Origin of the sequence: Chryseobacterium takakiae (genome assembly GCF_900129385.1) — a bacterium.
Lineage (GTDB): Bacteria > Bacteroidota > Bacteroidia > Flavobacteriales > Weeksellaceae > Chryseobacterium > Chryseobacterium takakiae.
The window spans coordinates 62,806-80,396 of sequence record NZ_FQVO01000002.1; the positions used below are offsets into that span (position 1 = coordinate 62,806).

Below are 17,591 nucleotides of genomic sequence, written 5' to 3' on the forward strand. Positions count from 1 at the left end.
TAGATAATTTGAAAATTAGACATGAGTACGAAACTTAAAAGTTAGTTATCTAACTTCTATCTTCTAACTTCTAACTTCTAACTAAATTATGATGGATCTACTAAGAATAAAGGTTGATCGTATTCTACAGGTGAAGAATCATCCACTAAAATCTTAACGATTTTTCCGCTTACTTCAGACTCAATCTGGTTGAATAATTTCATTGCTTCGATTACGCAAACCGTTTTGCCAACAGAAACTTCATCGCCAACGTTTACAAATACATCTTTGTCCGGAGATGGTTTTCTGTAGAAAGTTCCAATCATTGGAGACTTAATAGTCACATATTTACTTTCATCAGATGATGCTTCAGCTTTTTCAGATGGTGCAACTGCAGGAGTGGCAACCGGTGCAGGAGCAGCAGCTACCTGTTGAGGAGCAGTGTGATACACTGCAGGTTGAGCATAAGCAACTTCGCTACCTGCCAATGGAGTTTTAATAGTGATTTCGAAATCTTTAGTTTTGTATTTTACTTCAGAAACTTCTGCTTTAGATACAAACTTGATAAGATTTTGTATGTCTTTAATGTCCATAAAATTGATATTTGATTTTGGGCCAAAGATACCAAAAAATAGTAAAAAACAACAAAAAACCGCCAAATTTTATAAAAATCGGGCGGTTTTTGTATTAAATTGAGTGTTTTCTGTGAAAAAAAACTCTTAGTTTTCTTCAGTAGTAGCTACTTCTTTTTCCAATACTACTTTACCTCTGTAGTATAATTTTCCTTCATGCCAGTGAGCTCTGTGATATAGGTGAAGCTCTCCTGTTGTTGCATCTTTAGCTAATTGAGGAACTACAGCTTTATAGTGAGTTCTTCTCTTATCTCTTCTTGTAGACGATTGTCTTCTCTTTGGATGTGCCATTTTCTAATAACTTTTTTAATTGATGAGCGATGAGATTCATCATCTCATCATTAAACTATTTAATTTTTATTCTTCAAATTTTTTAATGCGTCCCATCTTGGGTCGCTTTCATGTTCTTCTTCGTCATTTTCTTTCGGACTGAACTTTTCAAGGATGGCCAGATCTTCATCGCTTACATTCGGTGAAACCTTTTTCATCGGGATGGAAAGTGCAACGTTTTCATATATTAATTGTGCAATATTGAAAGCGTGATCGCTGGAAGGAATTGTAATAACATCTTCCTCGCTGTCATCATATTCTTCCCCGAATTTTACCAATACCTTGATCTCATTTTCAATAGCATGGTCAAAATTCTCATTCGTAATGTCACAAACAAGCGCTACCGTACCCTTTACTTTGATCTCAAATTCCAGAAAGGTAGAATGTTTGTCAAGTAAAACATCTACTGAAATTCTGGGATTTGTAAATTCCTGTTCAGTATCAAATAATTGAAAGAACTCCTTATCTATCTCAAACCTGAACTCGTGCCTGCCGGTTTTTAATCCGGAAAAGCTTACGTCATAGTTTCTTAACTTGTCCATAAAATGAGTGTGCAAAAATATGCAATTTTTTTATAATAACAAATAAATTCTAAAACAAATTAACTTAAAATCCATATTGAAGATTTACGCTTCGGCTTCATCTGGTAAATCTTCGTCTATTCCGTTATCTACAACCATTTTTCTCGGCTGCAGTCGGTTGCTCATCAGATCATTATATTCGCTTCTGTTCCTGAAAATTGTGATTGCCGTGAAGATGGCTTCGGTAAAACTACGTTCATCAGCAATGTTTTTTCCTGCAATATCGTAGGCTGTTCCATGATCCGGGGAGGTTCTTATGAAAGGAAGTCCTGCTGTATAATTTACGCCTTCTTCATAAGCCAGCGTTTTAAATGGAGCTAAACCCTGATCGTGATACATCGCTAAAACCGCATCAAAACTTTTATATTTTTCCGGTTGAAAAAAGCTGTCGGCAGGAAAAGGTCCGAAAGCCAGAATTCCATTATCTGAAAGTTCTTTGATAGCCGGAGCAATAATTTCAATTTCTTCTTTTCCAATCACACCGCCGTCACCTGCATGTGGATTTAAACCTAAAACAGCAATTTTCGGTTTTGAAATATTAAAATCTTCAATTAATGTCTGGTTTAAAACACGGATCTGTTTTTTAATTTTTTCCTTGGAAATATTTTCAGCCACCTGTGCAATTGGAATGTGATGCGTTAATACAGCTACTTTCAAATCTTCCGTTACCAGAAACATTAATCCTTTTTTGTTGAATTTCTCTTCAAAATATCCTGTATGTCCGGCATGTTTAAAGCCCATTTTTACCATTTCATCCTTGTTGATCGGTGCAGTTACCAGAACGTCAATCTCTCCTTTTAGTAAGGCTTCTGTTGCTGCCTCAAGAGAATCAATAGCCATTTTAGTAGATTCTTCTGTTGGTGTTCCGAGCTCTACCAAAGAGTTTTCTTTTACGAGATTCACCATATTCAGTTTTCCTGCCTGAGCCTGAGATGCTTCGGTGATGTAGTTGAAATTCAGATTCAGTTTGAAAATGTTTTTCTGAAAAGTGAATAATTTTCCCGAACCAAAAATCACAGGGGTGAAAAAATCCGTAATGGTTTTGTCTGCAAGGGATTTCATGATGATTTCCGGACCGATGCCATTGAAATCTCCTATTGAAATTCCTACTCGTACTTTATGGTTTTTTGGGCTCATTTTGATTATCTTTGAAGATTAATAAACTACAAATTTAGCAAAAAATAATATGTTTACAGGAATAATTGAAGCGGTAGGGGTAATTGAGAAGATAGAAGAAAACGGAAGTAATATTGATTTTACATTAACCTGTCCTTTTACGAGTGAACTGAAAATCGATCAGAGCTTAGCGCATAACGGCTGTTGTCTTACGGTTGTAAACATCAACGGCGGCCAATATGTGGTAACTGCAATCAACGAAACTTTAGAGAAAACCAACCTTGGAAAATGGGAAGTGGGTACCGTGGTCAACCTGGAGCGCTGCATGAAAATGGATGGACGGCTTGATGGACACATTGTACAGGGACATGTTGATAAAACCGGAGAAGTAGTAAATGTTGAAAACAAAGACGGAAGTTACTTTATTACTATTTCGTATGATAGTAGCGGCGGTTTTGTTACTGTTCCTCAGGGGTCCATTACGGTAAACGGAATCAGTCTTACGGTTGCAAAAAGTGAAGACCATCAATTTTCCGTGGCTATTATTCCTTATACCTGGGAATTTACCAATATGCAGTATTTAAAAAAAGGTGACAAAGTTAATTTAGAATTTGACATAATTGGTAAGTATATTGCTAGGTTAATTAATAAACAGAATGTCAATGAGTATGTACAAAGGATATAGCCTAAGAAACCGTGTCTTTTTCGGATTCTTATTGGTATGTCTTTTAAGTGTAGTCGCTTCTTCGCTGGTTCCTTATTTCGTTTTAAGGGAAAACTCAATTACAAAAAGCAGAATTGATATGCAGGAAAAGACGGGAGCGGTGATCCGGTATCTGGATTATGCGGTAAGCATGAAACACACCGAAACACAAGATCTTCCAAGTCTTCTTGAAAACAAAATCTTCGAGATTGCAGATATTAATCAGCACGACATTATTTTATACGACTTAAAAGGAAATTATTTACTTTCAAATAAAGAAGAAAGTCTGGTAGAACAGAAAAAGATTCCGATCAATATAGTTAACAGGATTCTTTCAACCAAAACCAGGGTAGATATCAAAGGATATGATGCCTCTAAAGATGCTGTGCTTACCTCATCTTATCTCCTGTTGAAAAATAATGATCTTGAACCGATTGCAATTGTGTATATTCCTCTGTATCACAATGAATCAGCTTATCTTGATGTTCTTAATACCTATGTAAAATACATTATTCTTGTTGATGTCTTTTTGATCCTTTTTAGTGTATGGTTCAGCTGGGTTATGTCTAACAGCCTGGCAAAAAATATTACCAAATTTTCGGATATGATTACAAGAATCACTCTGTTTGAAAATGAAATGCGGCCGATTCGATATTATAAAAACGATGAATTAAATGCTTTGGCGAGGGCTTATAACAGGATGATTCTTCAAATTCAGGATCAGAAAGAAAGACTTCGTTTTAAAGCGTCTGAAGAAGCCTGGAGGGAAATGGCAAAACAGGTAGCTCATGAAGTGAAAAATCCACTTACGCCGATGAAATTGACTATTCAGAATTTTGAACGAAAGTTTGATCCCGAAGACCCGAATATCAGGGAAAAGGTAAAACAGATGAGCAAAACCATGGTTGATCAGATTGATCTTATTGCCACTGTAGCGTCAGCCTTTTCAGAATTTGCCAAGCTGCCAGAGAAAAATAATGAAATCATTAATCTTAATAATGAAGTAGAAGATATTCTTCGCGTTTTCAATGACGACAGTATTTTCATGCATTCCAATAAAAGCAATATCATGATTAATATGGACAGGATTTACTTGTCCAGGATTATTACCAATCTTGTTACCAATGCAAAGCAGGCGGAAAGTGACGAGCGAAAACTTATTATCAATGTTGATGTAGAGCAGCATCAGAGAAGAGTAATGATTTCTGTTCAGGATAACGGAATCGGAATTCCCGAAAATATTTACGAAAGAATTTTTGAGCCTAATTTCACCTCCAAAAACAGCGGAATGGGTCTTGGTTTGGCTATGGTAAGGAAAATGGTCGAAGATTATAAAGGCGAAATCGCCGTAAAATCCGAAGTCGGAAAAGGATCTACATTCACCATTACTTTACCTACGAATTTATAGTGAAGCCTTTTACGTTTAAACAATTTATAATCCAACAGTCGAAAGAAGTCTTCCGGGTGGGAACAGACGGTGTTCTGCTGGGTGCTTTGGCGGATATTGGAAACGCTTTCAATGTTCTTGAAATAGGGACAGGAACGGGATTAATTTCCTTAATGCTGGCCCAGAGAAATTCAGAAGCGGAATTTTTAGGAATTGATATCAATAAAGATGCAGCTGAACTCACGAAAAGCAATTTTGAAAACTCTCCTTTCTTTTCCAGGTTAAAGAATATTCATCAGGATTTTAAACATTTTGAAACGGAACAGATGTTCGATCTCATTGTCTCGAATCCCCCGTATTTTGAAGCCTCCAATTCTGAAAAGGATAAAATTGCAAGGCAAACGGTGGAACTGAATTTTCGCCAGCTTGTTGCAAAATCTTCGCAAATGCTTTCAAAGAAAGGAGTGCTGTCGGTAATAATTCCGACTGAAGCAGGAAGTGATTTCTTGGCGATAGCTGAAGAAAACCAGATGTTTCTGATCCGAAAGATTAATATAAAAGGAATCGAAAATTCAAAGGTAAAAAGGCTGATTCTTGAGTTTTCCTTATCTGAAACTGATGTGCTGGAATCTGAATTTATTATAGAAAAAAGTCCGAGACAATACTCGGACCAATATCTTGAACTCACCAAAGAGTTTCACGTTTTTAGAAAATGAAACCTATTTTTAACTATTAAGCTAATTATTAAGGAGTTAAGGGTTTTAAGTGTTATTCCGCTTTTTAAAATCTATTTGATTTTTCTTAAAGCCACCACTTAACTTCTTAAATTGTTCTTAATGGTTTGAATTTTATTCAAACAATTCCGCTGTATCGAGAACGGAAACTTTTCCATCCTCACATCTTATCGCTTCTCCGGGGAAATTTTGGATCATGTGGTAATCATGAGTAGCCATTACTACTGCGGCTCCGTTTTCAAGGGCGACCTGCTTTAACAGAGTCATAATTTCATTAGACGTCTCCGGATCAAGGTTTCCTGTAGGCTCATCTGCTAAGATTAAGTCAGGATGGTTAAGAAGAGCTCTCGCGATAGCAACACGCTGCTGCTCTCCACCGGAAAGCTCATGAGGCATTTTATGCTTCTTACTCTTCATATTTACACTTCCCAATACTTCATTGATGCGGTCTTCCATCTTTATTTTGTCGCTCCATCCTGTTGCTTCCAATACGAATCTCAGGTTCTTTTCTACTGTCCTGTCAGAAAGTAACTGGAAATCCTGAAAAACAATTCCCAACTTTCTTCTCAGGTTAGGAACATCGGAAGCTCTCAGCTTAGCAAGATCAAAACCGACAACAGCTCCGTGTCCTGAAGCTAAAGGAATATGCCCGTACAATGTTTTCAAAAGTGAACTTTTTCCGGAGCCTGTCTTTCCGATAAGATAGCAGAATCGTCCTTTCTTAATGTTCAGATTCACATCAGAAAGCACGGTGAAATTTTTCTGTGCAATCTTGGCGTGCTGCAGGCTGATAATGTTGTCTCCGGCAATGTGTGTATGTGGCATAATTCAGTTTTAAGTACTTTTTCTAAAATTTTTTGAGATTTTAAAAATAGGAAAAAGAAGGATTAGAAACCTAAATTTTAGGAAATTTTAACAACAAAAAATGCCTGAAAAACTTCTTTTCAAGCATGATTTGTATATGATAATAAAAAGATTATCTCTTAGCGCGTGATGCACTTACAGTTAAACTCTTTCTGCCTTTAGCTCTTCTCGCAGCCAAAACTCTTCTTCCATTTGGCGTAGACATTCTTTCTCTGAAACCGTGTTTGTTTCTTCTTTTTCTTTCTGATGGCTGGAATGTTCTTTTACTCATTACTATATGTTTAAATCGTAATTATCTATTAATTTTCAGGTTGCAAAGATATGTAATTTTTTAAAAGTTACAAATTTTACCTGTCTTTTTTTTAAATTTTTGCATTCATTTTTTATTGAATTATTTTGAAGCCTTACCAGATGGGAATTCGTAGGAGAAAAAAAATAATCCTTAATGATTTATTTAAAAGCTCTATCTTTGGAAACTTAAATTTACAGAAAAAAATAAAAACATCTCATGTTTACACCCGCGGAACTTTTAGAAATCAATACGTTACTTACTCCGGAAAATAAAATCGTAATTCTTACCCATTATAATCCTGATGGAGATGCTATTGGTTCCAGCCTGGGTTTGAAGCATTATCTTAAAGCCAGAGGAATTTTCGCGGAAGTAATTGTTCCAAACGATTTTCCTAAGTTCCTGAAGTGGATGCCGGAAGCCAAAAAAGTTCTGATCGGGGAATACAAAAGAAAAGCAGCTTCTGATTTGATCAGTGAGGCGGATGTTATTTTTTGTCTTGATTTCAATGCGCCTTCCAGGATTGGTATTTTAGGAGACTGGCTTGCCAATGCAAAAGCAAAGAAGATTCTTATCGACCATCATCAGCAACCGGAGCATTTTGATTTTGTGTATTCGGATACGGTAATTCCTGCAACATGCCAGATGGTGTATCATTTTATAGAAGCTTTAGACGATGAAAATCTTGTTGATAAAGATATAGCAGAATGTCTTTATACAGGAATCATGACCGATACAGGAGGATTCCGTTTCCGTTCTACCAGTGCAACGACCCACCGCATTATCGCGAATCTTATCGAGCATGGAGCAGATCCTGCTTTGATTACCTCAAATACCTGGGATACCAATACGGTTTCACGCCTTCATTTATTGGCTTTAATTTTAGGAAGAATTGAAGTGGTAAAAGACGGAAAAGTAGCCGTTCTTTATCTAACCAGAGAAGAACTGAAGGAATATGGTTTCCAGAAAGGAGATACGGAAGGTTTTGTGAATTACGGACTGAGTATTATGGGGGTAAAAATGGCGGCTTTCTTTATGGAAGATCTCTATGAAAATTTCATCAAAATTTCTTTCAGAAGTAAGGATGATATGGATGTTAACCAATTTTCAAGAAAATATTTCAACGGCGGAGGGCATATCAATGCTGCCGGAGGAAAATCTTACGAATCTCTTCATGATACCATTGAAACATTCAAAGGTAAAATTGAGGCTGAGGAAAGTTTGTGATTTTGAGTGGGTTTTAAGTTCATAATCAGGAGGTTGGGTGTCTATCATTCAGAACAAAACGAAGTGGCGTGAAGAATTTGAATGTGAGCTTATTGATTTTATCATCAAATTCCTGAGAAATAATCGACAAAGAATTTAAATTTTCTTTTGAAGAGATTGCTTCGTCGCTCCGCCCCTCGCAATGACATACTCTAAACTCTCAACGCTATAACTCTAAGACTCTAAACCTCAATTTTAACTCCTCGAATATCCTTTTTCCTCAAGCTCTTTACAGGTATATTCATATACTTCCTGAAACATGACATCAAGGAACTTTTTATTGAAAAGGCTGAATTTGGTCATCTTAGGCGGATCCAGAAAAATATCACACGATTTTGCTTTTGAGTAAACGGATTTGGCGATGGCTAAGTGTAAAATTCTGTCGAATTCCTTCATCAGACTCATTTTCTCAAGGCTGTCATAACTTATAGAGTTTACGTGGGAAGCAATGAGGAAATCACATTTATCAATAATAGGTTCAATAGGGAGATTGTCTAAAACACCGCCGTCCACATAGATTTTTTCACCGATTTTTACTGGCGGCAAAATAAAAGGTACACTGGATGAGGCGAGCAGAGGTCCGAAAAGTTCTCCTTCTGAAAAAAAATCTACAATTCCGTGCGTCATTTCGGTTGCAGCTACATATACGGGAATTTTTAAAACCTTGAAGTCATCTTCAGGAAAATGATCCATAAATAATTTTAAAATAAATTTTGAGCTGAAGATTCCATTTTTGGAAAGTTTTAAATAAGACCTGGAAAAAAAAGTGGTCTGTTTTACAATCTCCATCATTTCTTCCGGTGATTTTCCGAGAGCATAAAAGGCTCCTACAATAGATCCGGCACTGGTTCCCGAAATAATATCCGGCTTAAGATGGTATTCTTCCAGAGCTTTCAAAACGGCAATATGTGCAATTCCGCGCATTCCTCCGCCCGAAAGTGTAAGTCCGATAACCGGTTTCTTTTTCTTGAACAGGAAATCCAGCATATTATAAAACTAAATGTTTCGGTAAATTGTGAAGAAGCTCTGTGTTGATGATTTCTGCACAGATGGCGGGCTTTTCCCAATGTCCGTTGTGTCCGCAGTCCAGAACATAAGATTTAATGTTGGTTCTGTCGGGAAGATTTTTGATCATAGGTTCCGTTTTTACCGCATTGTCATGTTTTCCGGCCAAAACTAAAATTTTGCAGTCAAGATTTTCGAGAACATGTCTTTTATCGGTTCTTTCTACCATTCCTTTTACAGATGCAAGAGCGCCCAGATTATTGGTAGAAAGTGCAACTTCAAGAGCGGTTTCTATTTTGCCTTCCAGAACATCCCGTTCATTGGGATTGAAAAGATTGGGTACTCCGGCTCGGGCGTAGTGCGCAAAAGCATCTTCAATAATCCGGTAACTTTTGATGCGCTGTTCTTTTTTTTCGGCATCATCTGGAAGATAGGAGGAGAAGAATAAGGTTAAACTTTTCAGGTATTCCGGATATTTTTCGGCAAAACCCAAAGAAATGTAGCCGCCCATCGAATGTCCTAGAAGATGAATCTTTTGCAGTTTCTGATCGTCCAGTACTTTTTTTACTTCTTCCGCCATCAGCTCCATGGTCTGAACTTCAGCAGTGATTTCGGATTGTCCGTGGCCCGGAAGATCGATTTTTAATAATGAAAAATTTTCGGAAAGGTGCGGTTCCATATCGCTCCAGATCGAAATATTCTCCATAAAGCCGTGAAGTAAAACCAGTGTTTCTTTTCCGTTTCCTTTTCTTTCGAAGTTCAGCATAATTTCAGGAATTAAAAATGGATATCAATATAATCAACAAATCCCGAACCATTTACCATATTCTGAAGACGATATGTTTTTCCGCCATCTTTGGACATAAAAGTTTTAGTACCTTTTCTAAGATCGGTCTTTCCATTTTCGTTTCCGGAAATGCTTTGTGAAATTGTTCCTGTAAAATTCATATGTTTATCTGAAACAACGGCCATAAAACCTTTAATTTCAAGAAAGTTTTTCCCGGATTTCAGCTCGCCGGAGATATTATAATGGTCTCTTTCGCCATCAATTTTTTCAAATAAAATGATTCCTGAGCCTTTTATGGAATTATGAGTGAGTTTATGAGGTCCGCTGAAATCTTTAAAATGGTTGGTAGATCTGATGCTGTCGTTGATCTTTGTTCTTGCGGCGTTAATTGAATCTATAATTTTTATACTGTCGGTTTTGCCGGTAGTTGAAGTTGCTTCCTTTTTGGAACATGAAACAATAAAAGCTGATAAAGCAAAAGCGGCTAAAAAGTTTTTCATTGAATAAAATTAGATCCAAAAATAAACAAAAAAGAGCATCCTGAAAATGCCCTTTAGTTTTTATTTGGTTAATTCGTCGTAAACTTTCTTTTCCCACGGTTTGATGTCGGTTATTCCGTAGCGTTCCTTTTTGGAAATTGCGATATTATCCAGAATATCTACGAAATTTTTGTAGTTGGCATCATCGGTAGGTTCGATGATAATGGTAAAAATTTCTTTTTTAGGAGCCTTGTTATAAGCTTTTGAAATGATTTTAGTGATATTGATTCCGCTGAAATCGGTTTCCTTTAAATTGCTTTTGTCTAAATCTTCTTTCGTTTTCTGATGATAAAAAACTCGATTGTCTTTTCCTAAAATAAATGTAACCTGATTCAGAGGATCTATTACAGGTTTAATTATATGGTTTGGATTCGGATCTTTCGCGGGCAGTCCCAGATCCATGACATTAGGTTTTGTAAAATTCGTGGTAAACATAAAGAAGGTAATTAAGAGAAATCCCAAATCTACCATTGGAGTCATGTCCACGCGAATCATTTTTTTTCTTTGCTTGCTGCCTCCCTGCTTTTCTTGTGCGATTACTTCAGCCATAGTTGTTAGTTTTTTTTAATGTTAAACGGTTTTAAAATAAGTGTATCGATTTTATACTTATTATGTAGATTCAATACAAATTATATACCTGATTTCTTATTTCAATGGCAATTTTGTATTCTTTAAATAAGATATTGTTTATTTCTCTAAAAATCAACACAATAAAAAAGCCTTTCCGCATGGAGGAAAGGCTTTCGTTCTTTTACATCGTAACGATTATTTATTGTTTTTGTAATAATTAACCCCACATTCCAGGAACTTTTTAAAATCCCCTTTAGGCATATATCCCGAAACCGGTGTGTTGATTACTTTTCCGTCTGGTGTTATTAAAACATAATGCGGCTGAGAATTATTATTAAAATTCACCTGTTGGAACAAACTCCATCGGTCACCAATTGTCTTTACTTTTTTTACCTGTCCGTCACCCAGATCAATTTTTGTTTTCTGATCTTCCGGCAGCTCTTCTTTATCATCAACATAGAGTGAAGCCAGAACAACATCGTTCTGAAGGATTGGTAAAATATCACCTTCACTCCATACGAATTCTTCCATTTTACGGCAGTTTTCACAACCGTAACCGGTGAAGTCAATCAAAATCGGTTTGTCTTCTTTTTTGGCAAGTTCCACGGCTTTAAAGAAGTCGTGCTCAGGATGCATTCCTAGAATTCCGTCTTTTTCATCATGAAAATAGCTGACATTCAGAGGAGGCAAAATTCCGCTCAATAACTGAAGTTTCGGACGTTCTGAAGGAATTAATCCCTGAACAAGGTAAATTACAAATCCCAATCCCAGAACTCCGAGGATTTTTCGGGTAATGGAGATTTTCGGTTTTTTATCATCATGAGGAAATCTGATCACCCCGAATAAGTACAATGCCAATCCTAAAGCCACCAGAATCCAGATCACAATGAAAAGTTCTCTTTTCAATAGGAATGTTTTGGAAACCAAATCTGCTTTTGATAAAAATTTCAGTGCTAAAGCCAATTCTACGAATCCTAAAACTACTTTTACCGTATTCATCCATCCTCCTGATTTCGGAAGGCTTTGCAATGCCTGCGGGAATAAGGCCAGCAATCCGAAAATAATCGCCCAGGCCAATCCGAAACCAGCCAGAGCAAATGTTAACAGCATAGGAACATTAGCCGAACCTGTTACTGCACTTCCTAATAAGCTTCCTAAAATAGGACCGGTACAAGAGAATGAAACGATCACTAAAGTTAACGCCATAAAGAAGATTCCGACAATTCCGCCTGCTTCTTCCGCCTTTGACGATTTGTTGGCAATGGAGCTTGGTAAAGTAATATCATAATATCCGAAGAAACTTCCTGCAAAGAAAATGAATATGATAAAAAATGCGATATTCAGCCATACGCTGGTGGAAATTTCATTGAAAATGTTTCCTGCAATCCCATCGATAATATGAAAAGGAACACTCAGTAAAACAAAGATCAGGAAAATGAAAAATCCGTAAATGAAAGCATCTCTTTTTCCTTTGGCTTTATTCAGGCTTCCTTTGGTAAAGAATGAAACCGTGAGTGGAATCATTGGAAAAACACATGGTGTAAGCAATGCAATAAGTCCACCGATAAATCCTAGAAGAAGATACGTCCAGTAATTTTCAGCTACTTTTTCAGTGGCAACACCGCAATCAGTAAGAGGTTTCTCAAAATTGATCGATGTTATTTTCAACTGTTTAGGATCCAGCTTTGATGTTTCTTTAACGGGCACATTGCTTTTAACAGGAGTTACTACTGCAGTTTCTGTTTTTGCAGAGTCTTTTGAAGGTTCGGGTGTTTCAGTTGTGGTTTCTTCAATTGTACCTTTTGGCGTTACCTGTTTGTTGAATTCCAATGTGTTCGGAGCAAGGCAAACTCGGTCGTCACAGGTTTGATACGTGATTTCAGCGACAACATCGCCCGGTTTTGTGCCGTCTTTAAGCTTGAATTTTTGTTTAAAACCGGCAGAATTGGAGTAGTAGACAATCGTCCCTCCGAAAGCTTCTGAAAACTCTTCATGCTTCTTTCCGACCTCGGTAAACTTTCCGATAAGCTCAATATTTTTTCCCGAAACTTTATATTCAGTAGGAATTCCCGTGTCTTCCGGAATGTCTTTGGAGTAAATATGCCATCCGCTTTCCATTGTAGCATTCAGCACAGCTTCATATTGGTTGTCTCCTAATTCGTTGATTGTAAATTTAAATTTTACAGGATTTTTGATTTGCGCATTAATTCCTGTTGCTAAAAACATCAGAATTAATAAAAACCAGTTTTTAAATTTCATTTTACTTCTTATTAAAAATTTTGAGAATGTATCCGGACTTCTCATTCCCTGCATATCTCCGGTCCTGTCGGTAAGGGATTACCCCGAGTACAGCATTTTCGCTGTCTGTAAGGAGCCAGATTTTTTGCCTCGCTAAATTAGATATTTTTTCGTCCCTAAAAAACTTGGAAACTTTCTTTTTCCCCGAAAATCCCGAAGGATAAAATTTATCTCCGGCTTTTTGCCTTCTCAATTGCAATGGAAACCTGATTTTTTCGGCATCGAAATCCCAGTCGAACTCAATATTGATTTCTTCAATGCTTTCCATTATATTTTCGAGATTAATTGCTGTTTGGTTTTCGGAAAAGTCAAATTTTTCAAGTAAAACAATTTCTTTGTCAGAACTATTGAAATCATACTTTTCATCCAGCTTTTTTATAGCCAGTTCTCCATAATTAACAAGCAATTGATATTCTTTTGAAAAAAATACGCTTCCGTTTTCCGCTGTAAAGATTTTTGCAATTTCTTCTTCCTGATTAAATCCGTATTTTCTTAAAATCTCGAATTTCACGAAATCACTTTGTCTGCTAAGCTGTTCCTTTGATAAAATTTTGTGGTACTTGTTAAATACGGTAATCTGGTTTTCAATTTCCTGAATCTGCTGCTGTACAAATTTTTTTGTCTGGTGAAGGTATAACAAACTTTTTTTAAAATTTTCCAGGAAATGCGAATGGGTTTCGAGTAATTTCGGAACAACGTCATGACGTATTTTATTTCTAAGATAATCATTTTTCTGATTGGAAAGATCTTCGCGGTATTCAATATGATGTTCTTTTGCAAAAGCATAGATTTCTTCTTTGCTAAAAGACAAAAGCGGCCGTAAAATAGTATTATCATTGGCTGGGATTCCTGCCAATCCGTTTATTCCTGCTGCTTTAGAAAGATTAATAATGAACGTTTCAAGCTGGTCATTCAAATGATGGGCGGTCACCAGAAAATCAAGGTTTTCTTTTTCGCAGATTTTTCTAAAAAAAGCATACCTCAGTTCCCGTGCCCAAAGCTGAATGGAATTTTCAGGTTTGTTATCCTTGTCAGAAACTTCATATAAATGAAATTTAATACTGTTGTTTTTACAAAAATCCTGTACCACTTTTTGATCCAGATCAGAATCTTCACCACGCAGTTTGTAGTTAATATGAGCTATCTGAAACTGTAATCCCAAATCATTAAAAATGTGGGCCAAAACCATAGAGTCGGCACCGCCGCTTACCGCCAGGAGATAGGTGCTTGTTTCGGGAGCCGCTACAAGATTTTGCAGTTGATTTTTAAGGTCTGAAGTTTCCAAGATGTATGCTGAGAATTTCTTTGTGCAAAGATAATCCATATTATTAAAATGAATTTTGTTACCTTTGATCGTCTAAAAATGATTATTTATGAAAATTTTTAAAATCTTAGCAGTATCTGCAATGGTGTTGGGAATGACATCTTGTATCAGCAAAAAACAGTATGATGCACTGAGCTCAAATTACAAACAATGTATTGAGAACGTGGGAGAAAGACAGAGAGAAATTCAGGATCTAAAGTCTCAGAACTCTGCTTTGACAAGCGAAAATAACCTGTTGAAAAGTCAGCATGATGCTTTAAAATCATCATTGGATGCATGTCTTTCCAATACAGGAAAAAGCTCTGCCAATATTGACAAGCTGGTGGGAGAAATCAATTCTTCAAATTCTTACATCAAACAGCTGATTTCAAGCAATGCTAAAAATGACAGCTTAAATTTAGCGTTATCAAACAAACTGAAAAGATCTTTGGATAATGTAGCCGACAGCGATGTTCAGGTGAAAGTATTAAAAGGAGTGGTAATGATCTCTCTTTCTGATAAAATGCTATACAAAACAGGAGATTACAATGTATTACCTGCTGCACAGGAAGTGTTAGGAAAAGTAGCAAAAGTAATTAATGATTATGACAAATATTCTGTATTAATCGAAGGAAACACGGATAATGCTCCGTTAAACTCTCCGAACTTGCCGAGAGACAACTGGGATCTTTCCGCTTTGAGAGGTACTGCCGTTGCTAAAGTATTACAGACTCAGTTTGGAGTAGACCCTGCAAGGATCACTGCAGGCGGTAGATCAGAATACAATCCTAAAGCAACCAACATGAGCGTTTCCGGAAGAGCTGAAAACAGAAGAACGGAAATTATTATCATGCCTAAGCTTGATGAATTCATGAAACTAATGGACATCGCGCCGAAGAAATAATAAGAACGAACATCAATCAATAACAAATAAATCCCGAAGTAATTCGGGATTTATTGTTTTTAATCAAATTAATTCTTCTTTTTTCAATAATGAAATAATTCGCTGTAAAAATGAAGTGGATATTTCCGGCTTAGTTTTCTTCAGAGAATCAATCCTGTCTTTTGGCAGTTGATTGCTCTTTTTCTCTTGGTTAATTTGTTTGATTCCCGCATCCATTTTAGTTAGTGTTTTTACCCTGATCCAAAGGTACAGCTATTACAAACAGCAGGATATCCGTATTTTCACGGTAATTTTTATGTGCATTTACCTGCGGTACCGAATATTCGGGGATTTTTTGTCCTTTTGCGTATATTTAAGTAAATTTGAATCAACAAAATTTGTAGAATGAGCTTTTTTGAAGAAAAGAATCCGGAAATGGATCGATACCTGGAAGCCCATGCTTCGTCTGAACCTGAAATCCTGAAAAAGCTGAGAAGAGAAACTTACCAGAAAACGACTCAGCCCCACATGATCTCGGGGTACCAGCAGGGCAGGCTGCTGACGATCATTTCCCAAATGATGCGGCCGGAAAATATCCTTGAAATAGGAACTTTCACAGGATATGCCACTCTTTGCCTTGCGGCCGGACTTACCGAAAACGGCCGGATTACTACTCTTGATGTAAATGAAGACTTGGCGTATCTGCCTAAAAAATATTTTGCAGAAAGCGAACATTCTACCCGTATTGATTTCAGGCTTCAGGATGCGAAAGAATTTTTAAATGAGACCGCCCAATTCTTCGATCTCATTTTTATTGATGCTGATAAAGAAAATTATGCGGAATATTTCAGACTGATTAAACCGCGCACGAAATCGGGGTCAGTAATAATGTTCGACAACGTGCTATGGTACGGTAAAGTACTGGAAGAAAATCCGAAGCAGAAGGCTACACAGGCTATTAAAGAGCTCAATGATCTTATCGCAAAAGATGATGATTTTGAAAATCTTATTTTACCTTTGCGGGACGGTGTAAATTTTTTACGCAGAAAATAGAATAAGGCAGAGTGAAAGGTTAAAATTTATTACCTTATCCTCAATCTAAACCTTTAATAAATTATGAATAAAGGAATTTGTATTGTGACGGTAGCTCCTGTCCGTGCGGAAAGTTCAGACAAAGCTGAAATTGTGACCGAAATCCTGTTTGGCGAAAGTGCCGAAATCCTCGAAGTGAATAAAAACTGGACCAGGATAAAGATGCATTACGACGGATATGAAGGATGGATGGATACCAAACAGCTGAAACCCGTAACCGATGAAGAACTCGCTGCCAGAAAAGTAACAGTGGTGACCGAAGATTTTGCCTCCGTGATGATGAACGACGGAAAAACACTTCTTTCCATGGGTTCTGAAGTAGAATTTCCTGTCGTAGCATCCAGAAGAAGTCATAATGTGCGGGAAAGTATCGCTTTAACGGCAAAAGAATTTCTTAATGTTCCGTATTTGTGGGGCGGCAAAAGTTTTTTCGCAGTAGACTGTTCGGGATTTACGCAGCTCGTGTATAAAGTTCACAATATAAAATTACCAAGAGATACCTCGCAACAGGTGGATGTGGGCGAATCTTTAACTTTCGTTGAAGAAAGCCAGCCGGGAGATCTTGCTTTTTTTGAAAATCCTGAAGGGAAAATTATTCATGTGGGTATCATGCTGGATAACCAGAAAATTATTCATGCTTCGGGAAAAGTAAGAATTGATACACTGGATTCTACCGGGATTTTTAATAAAGAAATGAATAAACATACTCATAAATTGAGAGTGATCAAAAGCATATTGTAATTCTTAAATGAATTGAAATGGAGAATATTCTGTTGCTGATTTTTGATATTTTGAATTTTGGACTGCTTGTTTTTCTATGGTGGTTCAGCATTAAAAATTATAAAGCATTACCGGAGACGATTCCCATTCATTTCGATTTCGACGGGAAGGCAGATAATTTCGGAAATAAAAAAATTTTTTACCTGATGCCTGCTGTGCTCACCGTTATCTATTTTTTGTTTGCATTTCTTTTAAGAATTCCCGAATCAGCCAATTATCCTGTACTGATTACTGAGGAAAATGAAAATGCCCAGTTTCTGATTATGGTAATTTTTATGCGATGGCTGTTTCTTTTGGTTTCACTGATTTTCTTAAACAGTCAGGATTATATGCTGAGGTATTCAGTCAATGATCATGCAAAACCTCGGGTAGCATTTTCTACACTGCTGTTTTCCATTATCGGCAGCTTGGTCATACTGTTCATCTTTGTTGGTCTTTTTAAATAAAATTCAA

Annotated in this window: 21 protein-coding genes; 8 read left to right on the forward strand and 13 right to left on the reverse strand. The window is 36.7% G+C overall.

The features are described from left to right. Positions 1-86: 86 nt before the first annotated feature. From accB to pdxA, 4 genes are all read right to left on the reverse strand, one after another. On the reverse strand, positions 87-572 hold the full coding sequence (gene accB / locus BUA76_RS03360) for an acetyl-CoA carboxylase biotin carboxyl carrier protein (protein ID WP_072883430.1): 486 nt from the start codon (positions 570-572) through the stop codon (positions 87-89). Positions 573-698: 126 nt separating this feature from the next. Next, positions 699-902, reverse strand: coding sequence for a 50S ribosomal protein L32 (rpmF, locus tag BUA76_RS03365; protein ID WP_007843326.1), 204 nt, complete (start codon positions 900-902; stop codon positions 699-701). A gap of 59 nt (positions 903-961) precedes the next feature. Further along, positions 962-1,483: a YceD family protein gene (locus BUA76_RS03370; protein ID WP_072883431.1), complete on the reverse strand. Its 522-nt coding sequence runs from the start codon at positions 1,481-1,483 to the stop codon at positions 962-964. Between the two features lie 84 nt (positions 1,484-1,567). Continuing rightward, entirely contained in the window at positions 1,568-2,659 is a 1,092-nt protein-coding gene (gene pdxA / locus BUA76_RS03375; protein ID WP_072883432.1) for a 4-hydroxythreonine-4-phosphate dehydrogenase PdxA, read from the reverse strand. A 49-nt stretch (positions 2,660-2,708) separates the two neighbouring features. Between pdxA and BUA76_RS03380 the strand changes: the two genes are divergently transcribed. From BUA76_RS03380 to BUA76_RS03390, 3 genes are read left to right on the forward strand one after another with little or no spacing between them, the layout of a single operon-like run. Then, positions 2,709-3,323, forward strand: a complete 615-nt coding sequence (locus BUA76_RS03380) for a riboflavin synthase (protein ID WP_072883433.1) — start codon at positions 2,709-2,711, stop codon at positions 3,321-3,323. Next, entirely contained in the window at positions 3,295-4,749 is a 1,455-nt protein-coding gene (locus tag BUA76_RS03385) for a sensor histidine kinase (protein ID WP_072883434.1), read from the forward strand. Before BUA76_RS03380 ends, BUA76_RS03385 begins: the two co-directional genes overlap by 29 nt. After that, positions 4,749-5,444, forward strand: coding sequence for a tRNA1(Val) (adenine(37)-N6)-methyltransferase (locus BUA76_RS03390; protein WP_072883435.1), 696 nt, complete (start codon positions 4,749-4,751; stop codon positions 5,442-5,444). The genes BUA76_RS03385 and BUA76_RS03390 overlap by 1 nt, the downstream gene beginning before the upstream one ends. Positions 5,445-5,576: 132 nt before the next feature. Here BUA76_RS03390 and BUA76_RS03395 read toward each other — a convergent pair whose 3' ends face one another. Then, positions 5,577-6,287 (reverse strand): cell division ATP-binding protein FtsE, encoded by a 711-nt coding sequence (locus BUA76_RS03395; protein WP_072883436.1) that lies wholly within the window; start codon positions 6,285-6,287, stop codon positions 5,577-5,579. A gap of 151 nt (positions 6,288-6,438) precedes the next feature. Next, positions 6,439-6,597 carry a 50S ribosomal protein L34 gene (gene rpmH, locus BUA76_RS03400; protein ID WP_007843334.1) on the reverse strand — a complete coding sequence of 53 codons (159 nt, stop codon included), beginning with the start codon at positions 6,595-6,597 and terminating at the stop codon, positions 6,439-6,441. A gap of 237 nt (positions 6,598-6,834) precedes the next feature. Here rpmH and BUA76_RS03405 point away from each other — a divergent pair, with 237 nt between their 5' ends. Next, complete coding sequence (locus tag BUA76_RS03405) at positions 6,835-7,842, forward strand: DHH family phosphoesterase (protein ID WP_072883437.1); 1,008 nt, start codon at positions 6,835-6,837, stop codon at positions 7,840-7,842. Between the two features lie 234 nt (positions 7,843-8,076). Here BUA76_RS03405 and BUA76_RS03410 read toward each other — a convergent pair whose 3' ends face one another. The 6 genes from BUA76_RS03410 to tilS all read right to left on the reverse strand — a co-directional run bounded on the left by BUA76_RS03410 (position 8,077) and on the right by tilS (position 14,404). Next, entirely contained in the window at positions 8,077-8,868 is a 792-nt protein-coding gene (locus tag BUA76_RS03410; protein WP_072883438.1) for a patatin-like phospholipase family protein, read from the reverse strand. Position 8,869: 1 nt separating this feature from the next. Beyond that, positions 8,870-9,652 (reverse strand): alpha/beta fold hydrolase, encoded by a 783-nt coding sequence (locus BUA76_RS03415; RefSeq protein WP_072883439.1) that lies wholly within the window; start codon positions 9,650-9,652, stop codon positions 8,870-8,872. Between the two features lie 11 nt (positions 9,653-9,663). Continuing rightward, the gene (locus tag BUA76_RS03420; protein WP_072883440.1) at positions 9,664-10,173 is read right to left on the reverse strand and encodes a hypothetical protein; all 510 of its coding nucleotides are present in this window, start codon (positions 10,171-10,173) and stop codon (positions 9,664-9,666) included. A gap of 60 nt (positions 10,174-10,233) precedes the next feature. Further along, positions 10,234-10,761: an ExbD/TolR family protein gene (locus BUA76_RS03425; protein WP_072883441.1), complete on the reverse strand. Its 528-nt coding sequence runs from the start codon at positions 10,759-10,761 to the stop codon at positions 10,234-10,236. A 216-nt stretch (positions 10,762-10,977) separates the two neighbouring features. Next, a complete protein-coding gene (locus BUA76_RS03430; protein ID WP_072883442.1) occupies positions 10,978-13,041 on the reverse strand; it encodes a protein-disulfide reductase DsbD family protein in 2,064 nt (687 codons plus the stop codon). Position 13,042: 1 nt separating this feature from the next. Next, positions 13,043-14,404: a tRNA lysidine(34) synthetase TilS gene (gene tilS, locus BUA76_RS03435; RefSeq protein WP_072883443.1), complete on the reverse strand. Its 1,362-nt coding sequence runs from the start codon at positions 14,402-14,404 to the stop codon at positions 13,043-13,045. A 49-nt stretch (positions 14,405-14,453) separates the two neighbouring features. On the opposite strand from tilS, the gene BUA76_RS03440 reads away from it, so the two are divergent. Next, positions 14,454-15,287 (forward strand): OmpA family protein, encoded by an 834-nt coding sequence (locus tag BUA76_RS03440; protein ID WP_072883444.1) that lies wholly within the window; start codon positions 14,454-14,456, stop codon positions 15,285-15,287. A 63-nt stretch (positions 15,288-15,350) separates the two neighbouring features. Here BUA76_RS03440 and BUA76_RS19165 read toward each other — a convergent pair whose 3' ends face one another. Further along, on the reverse strand, positions 15,351-15,503 hold the full coding sequence (locus BUA76_RS19165; RefSeq protein ID WP_178337297.1) for a hypothetical protein: 153 nt from the start codon (positions 15,501-15,503) through the stop codon (positions 15,351-15,353). 168 nt (positions 15,504-15,671) lie between these two features. Here BUA76_RS19165 and BUA76_RS03445 point away from each other — a divergent pair, with 168 nt between their 5' ends. From BUA76_RS03445 to BUA76_RS03455, 3 genes are all read left to right on the forward strand, one after another. Next, the gene (locus BUA76_RS03445; protein ID WP_072883445.1) at positions 15,672-16,319 is read left to right on the forward strand and encodes an O-methyltransferase; all 648 of its coding nucleotides are present in this window, start codon (positions 15,672-15,674) and stop codon (positions 16,317-16,319) included. Between the two features lie 63 nt (positions 16,320-16,382). Continuing rightward, the gene (locus tag BUA76_RS03450; protein ID WP_072883446.1) at positions 16,383-17,099 is read left to right on the forward strand and encodes a C40 family peptidase; all 717 of its coding nucleotides are present in this window, start codon (positions 16,383-16,385) and stop codon (positions 17,097-17,099) included. Positions 17,100-17,116: 17 nt separating this feature from the next. Further along, the gene (locus tag BUA76_RS03455; RefSeq protein ID WP_072883447.1) at positions 17,117-17,584 is read left to right on the forward strand and encodes a DUF1648 domain-containing protein; all 468 of its coding nucleotides are present in this window, start codon (positions 17,117-17,119) and stop codon (positions 17,582-17,584) included. Positions 17,585-17,591: the final 7 nt, after the last annotated feature.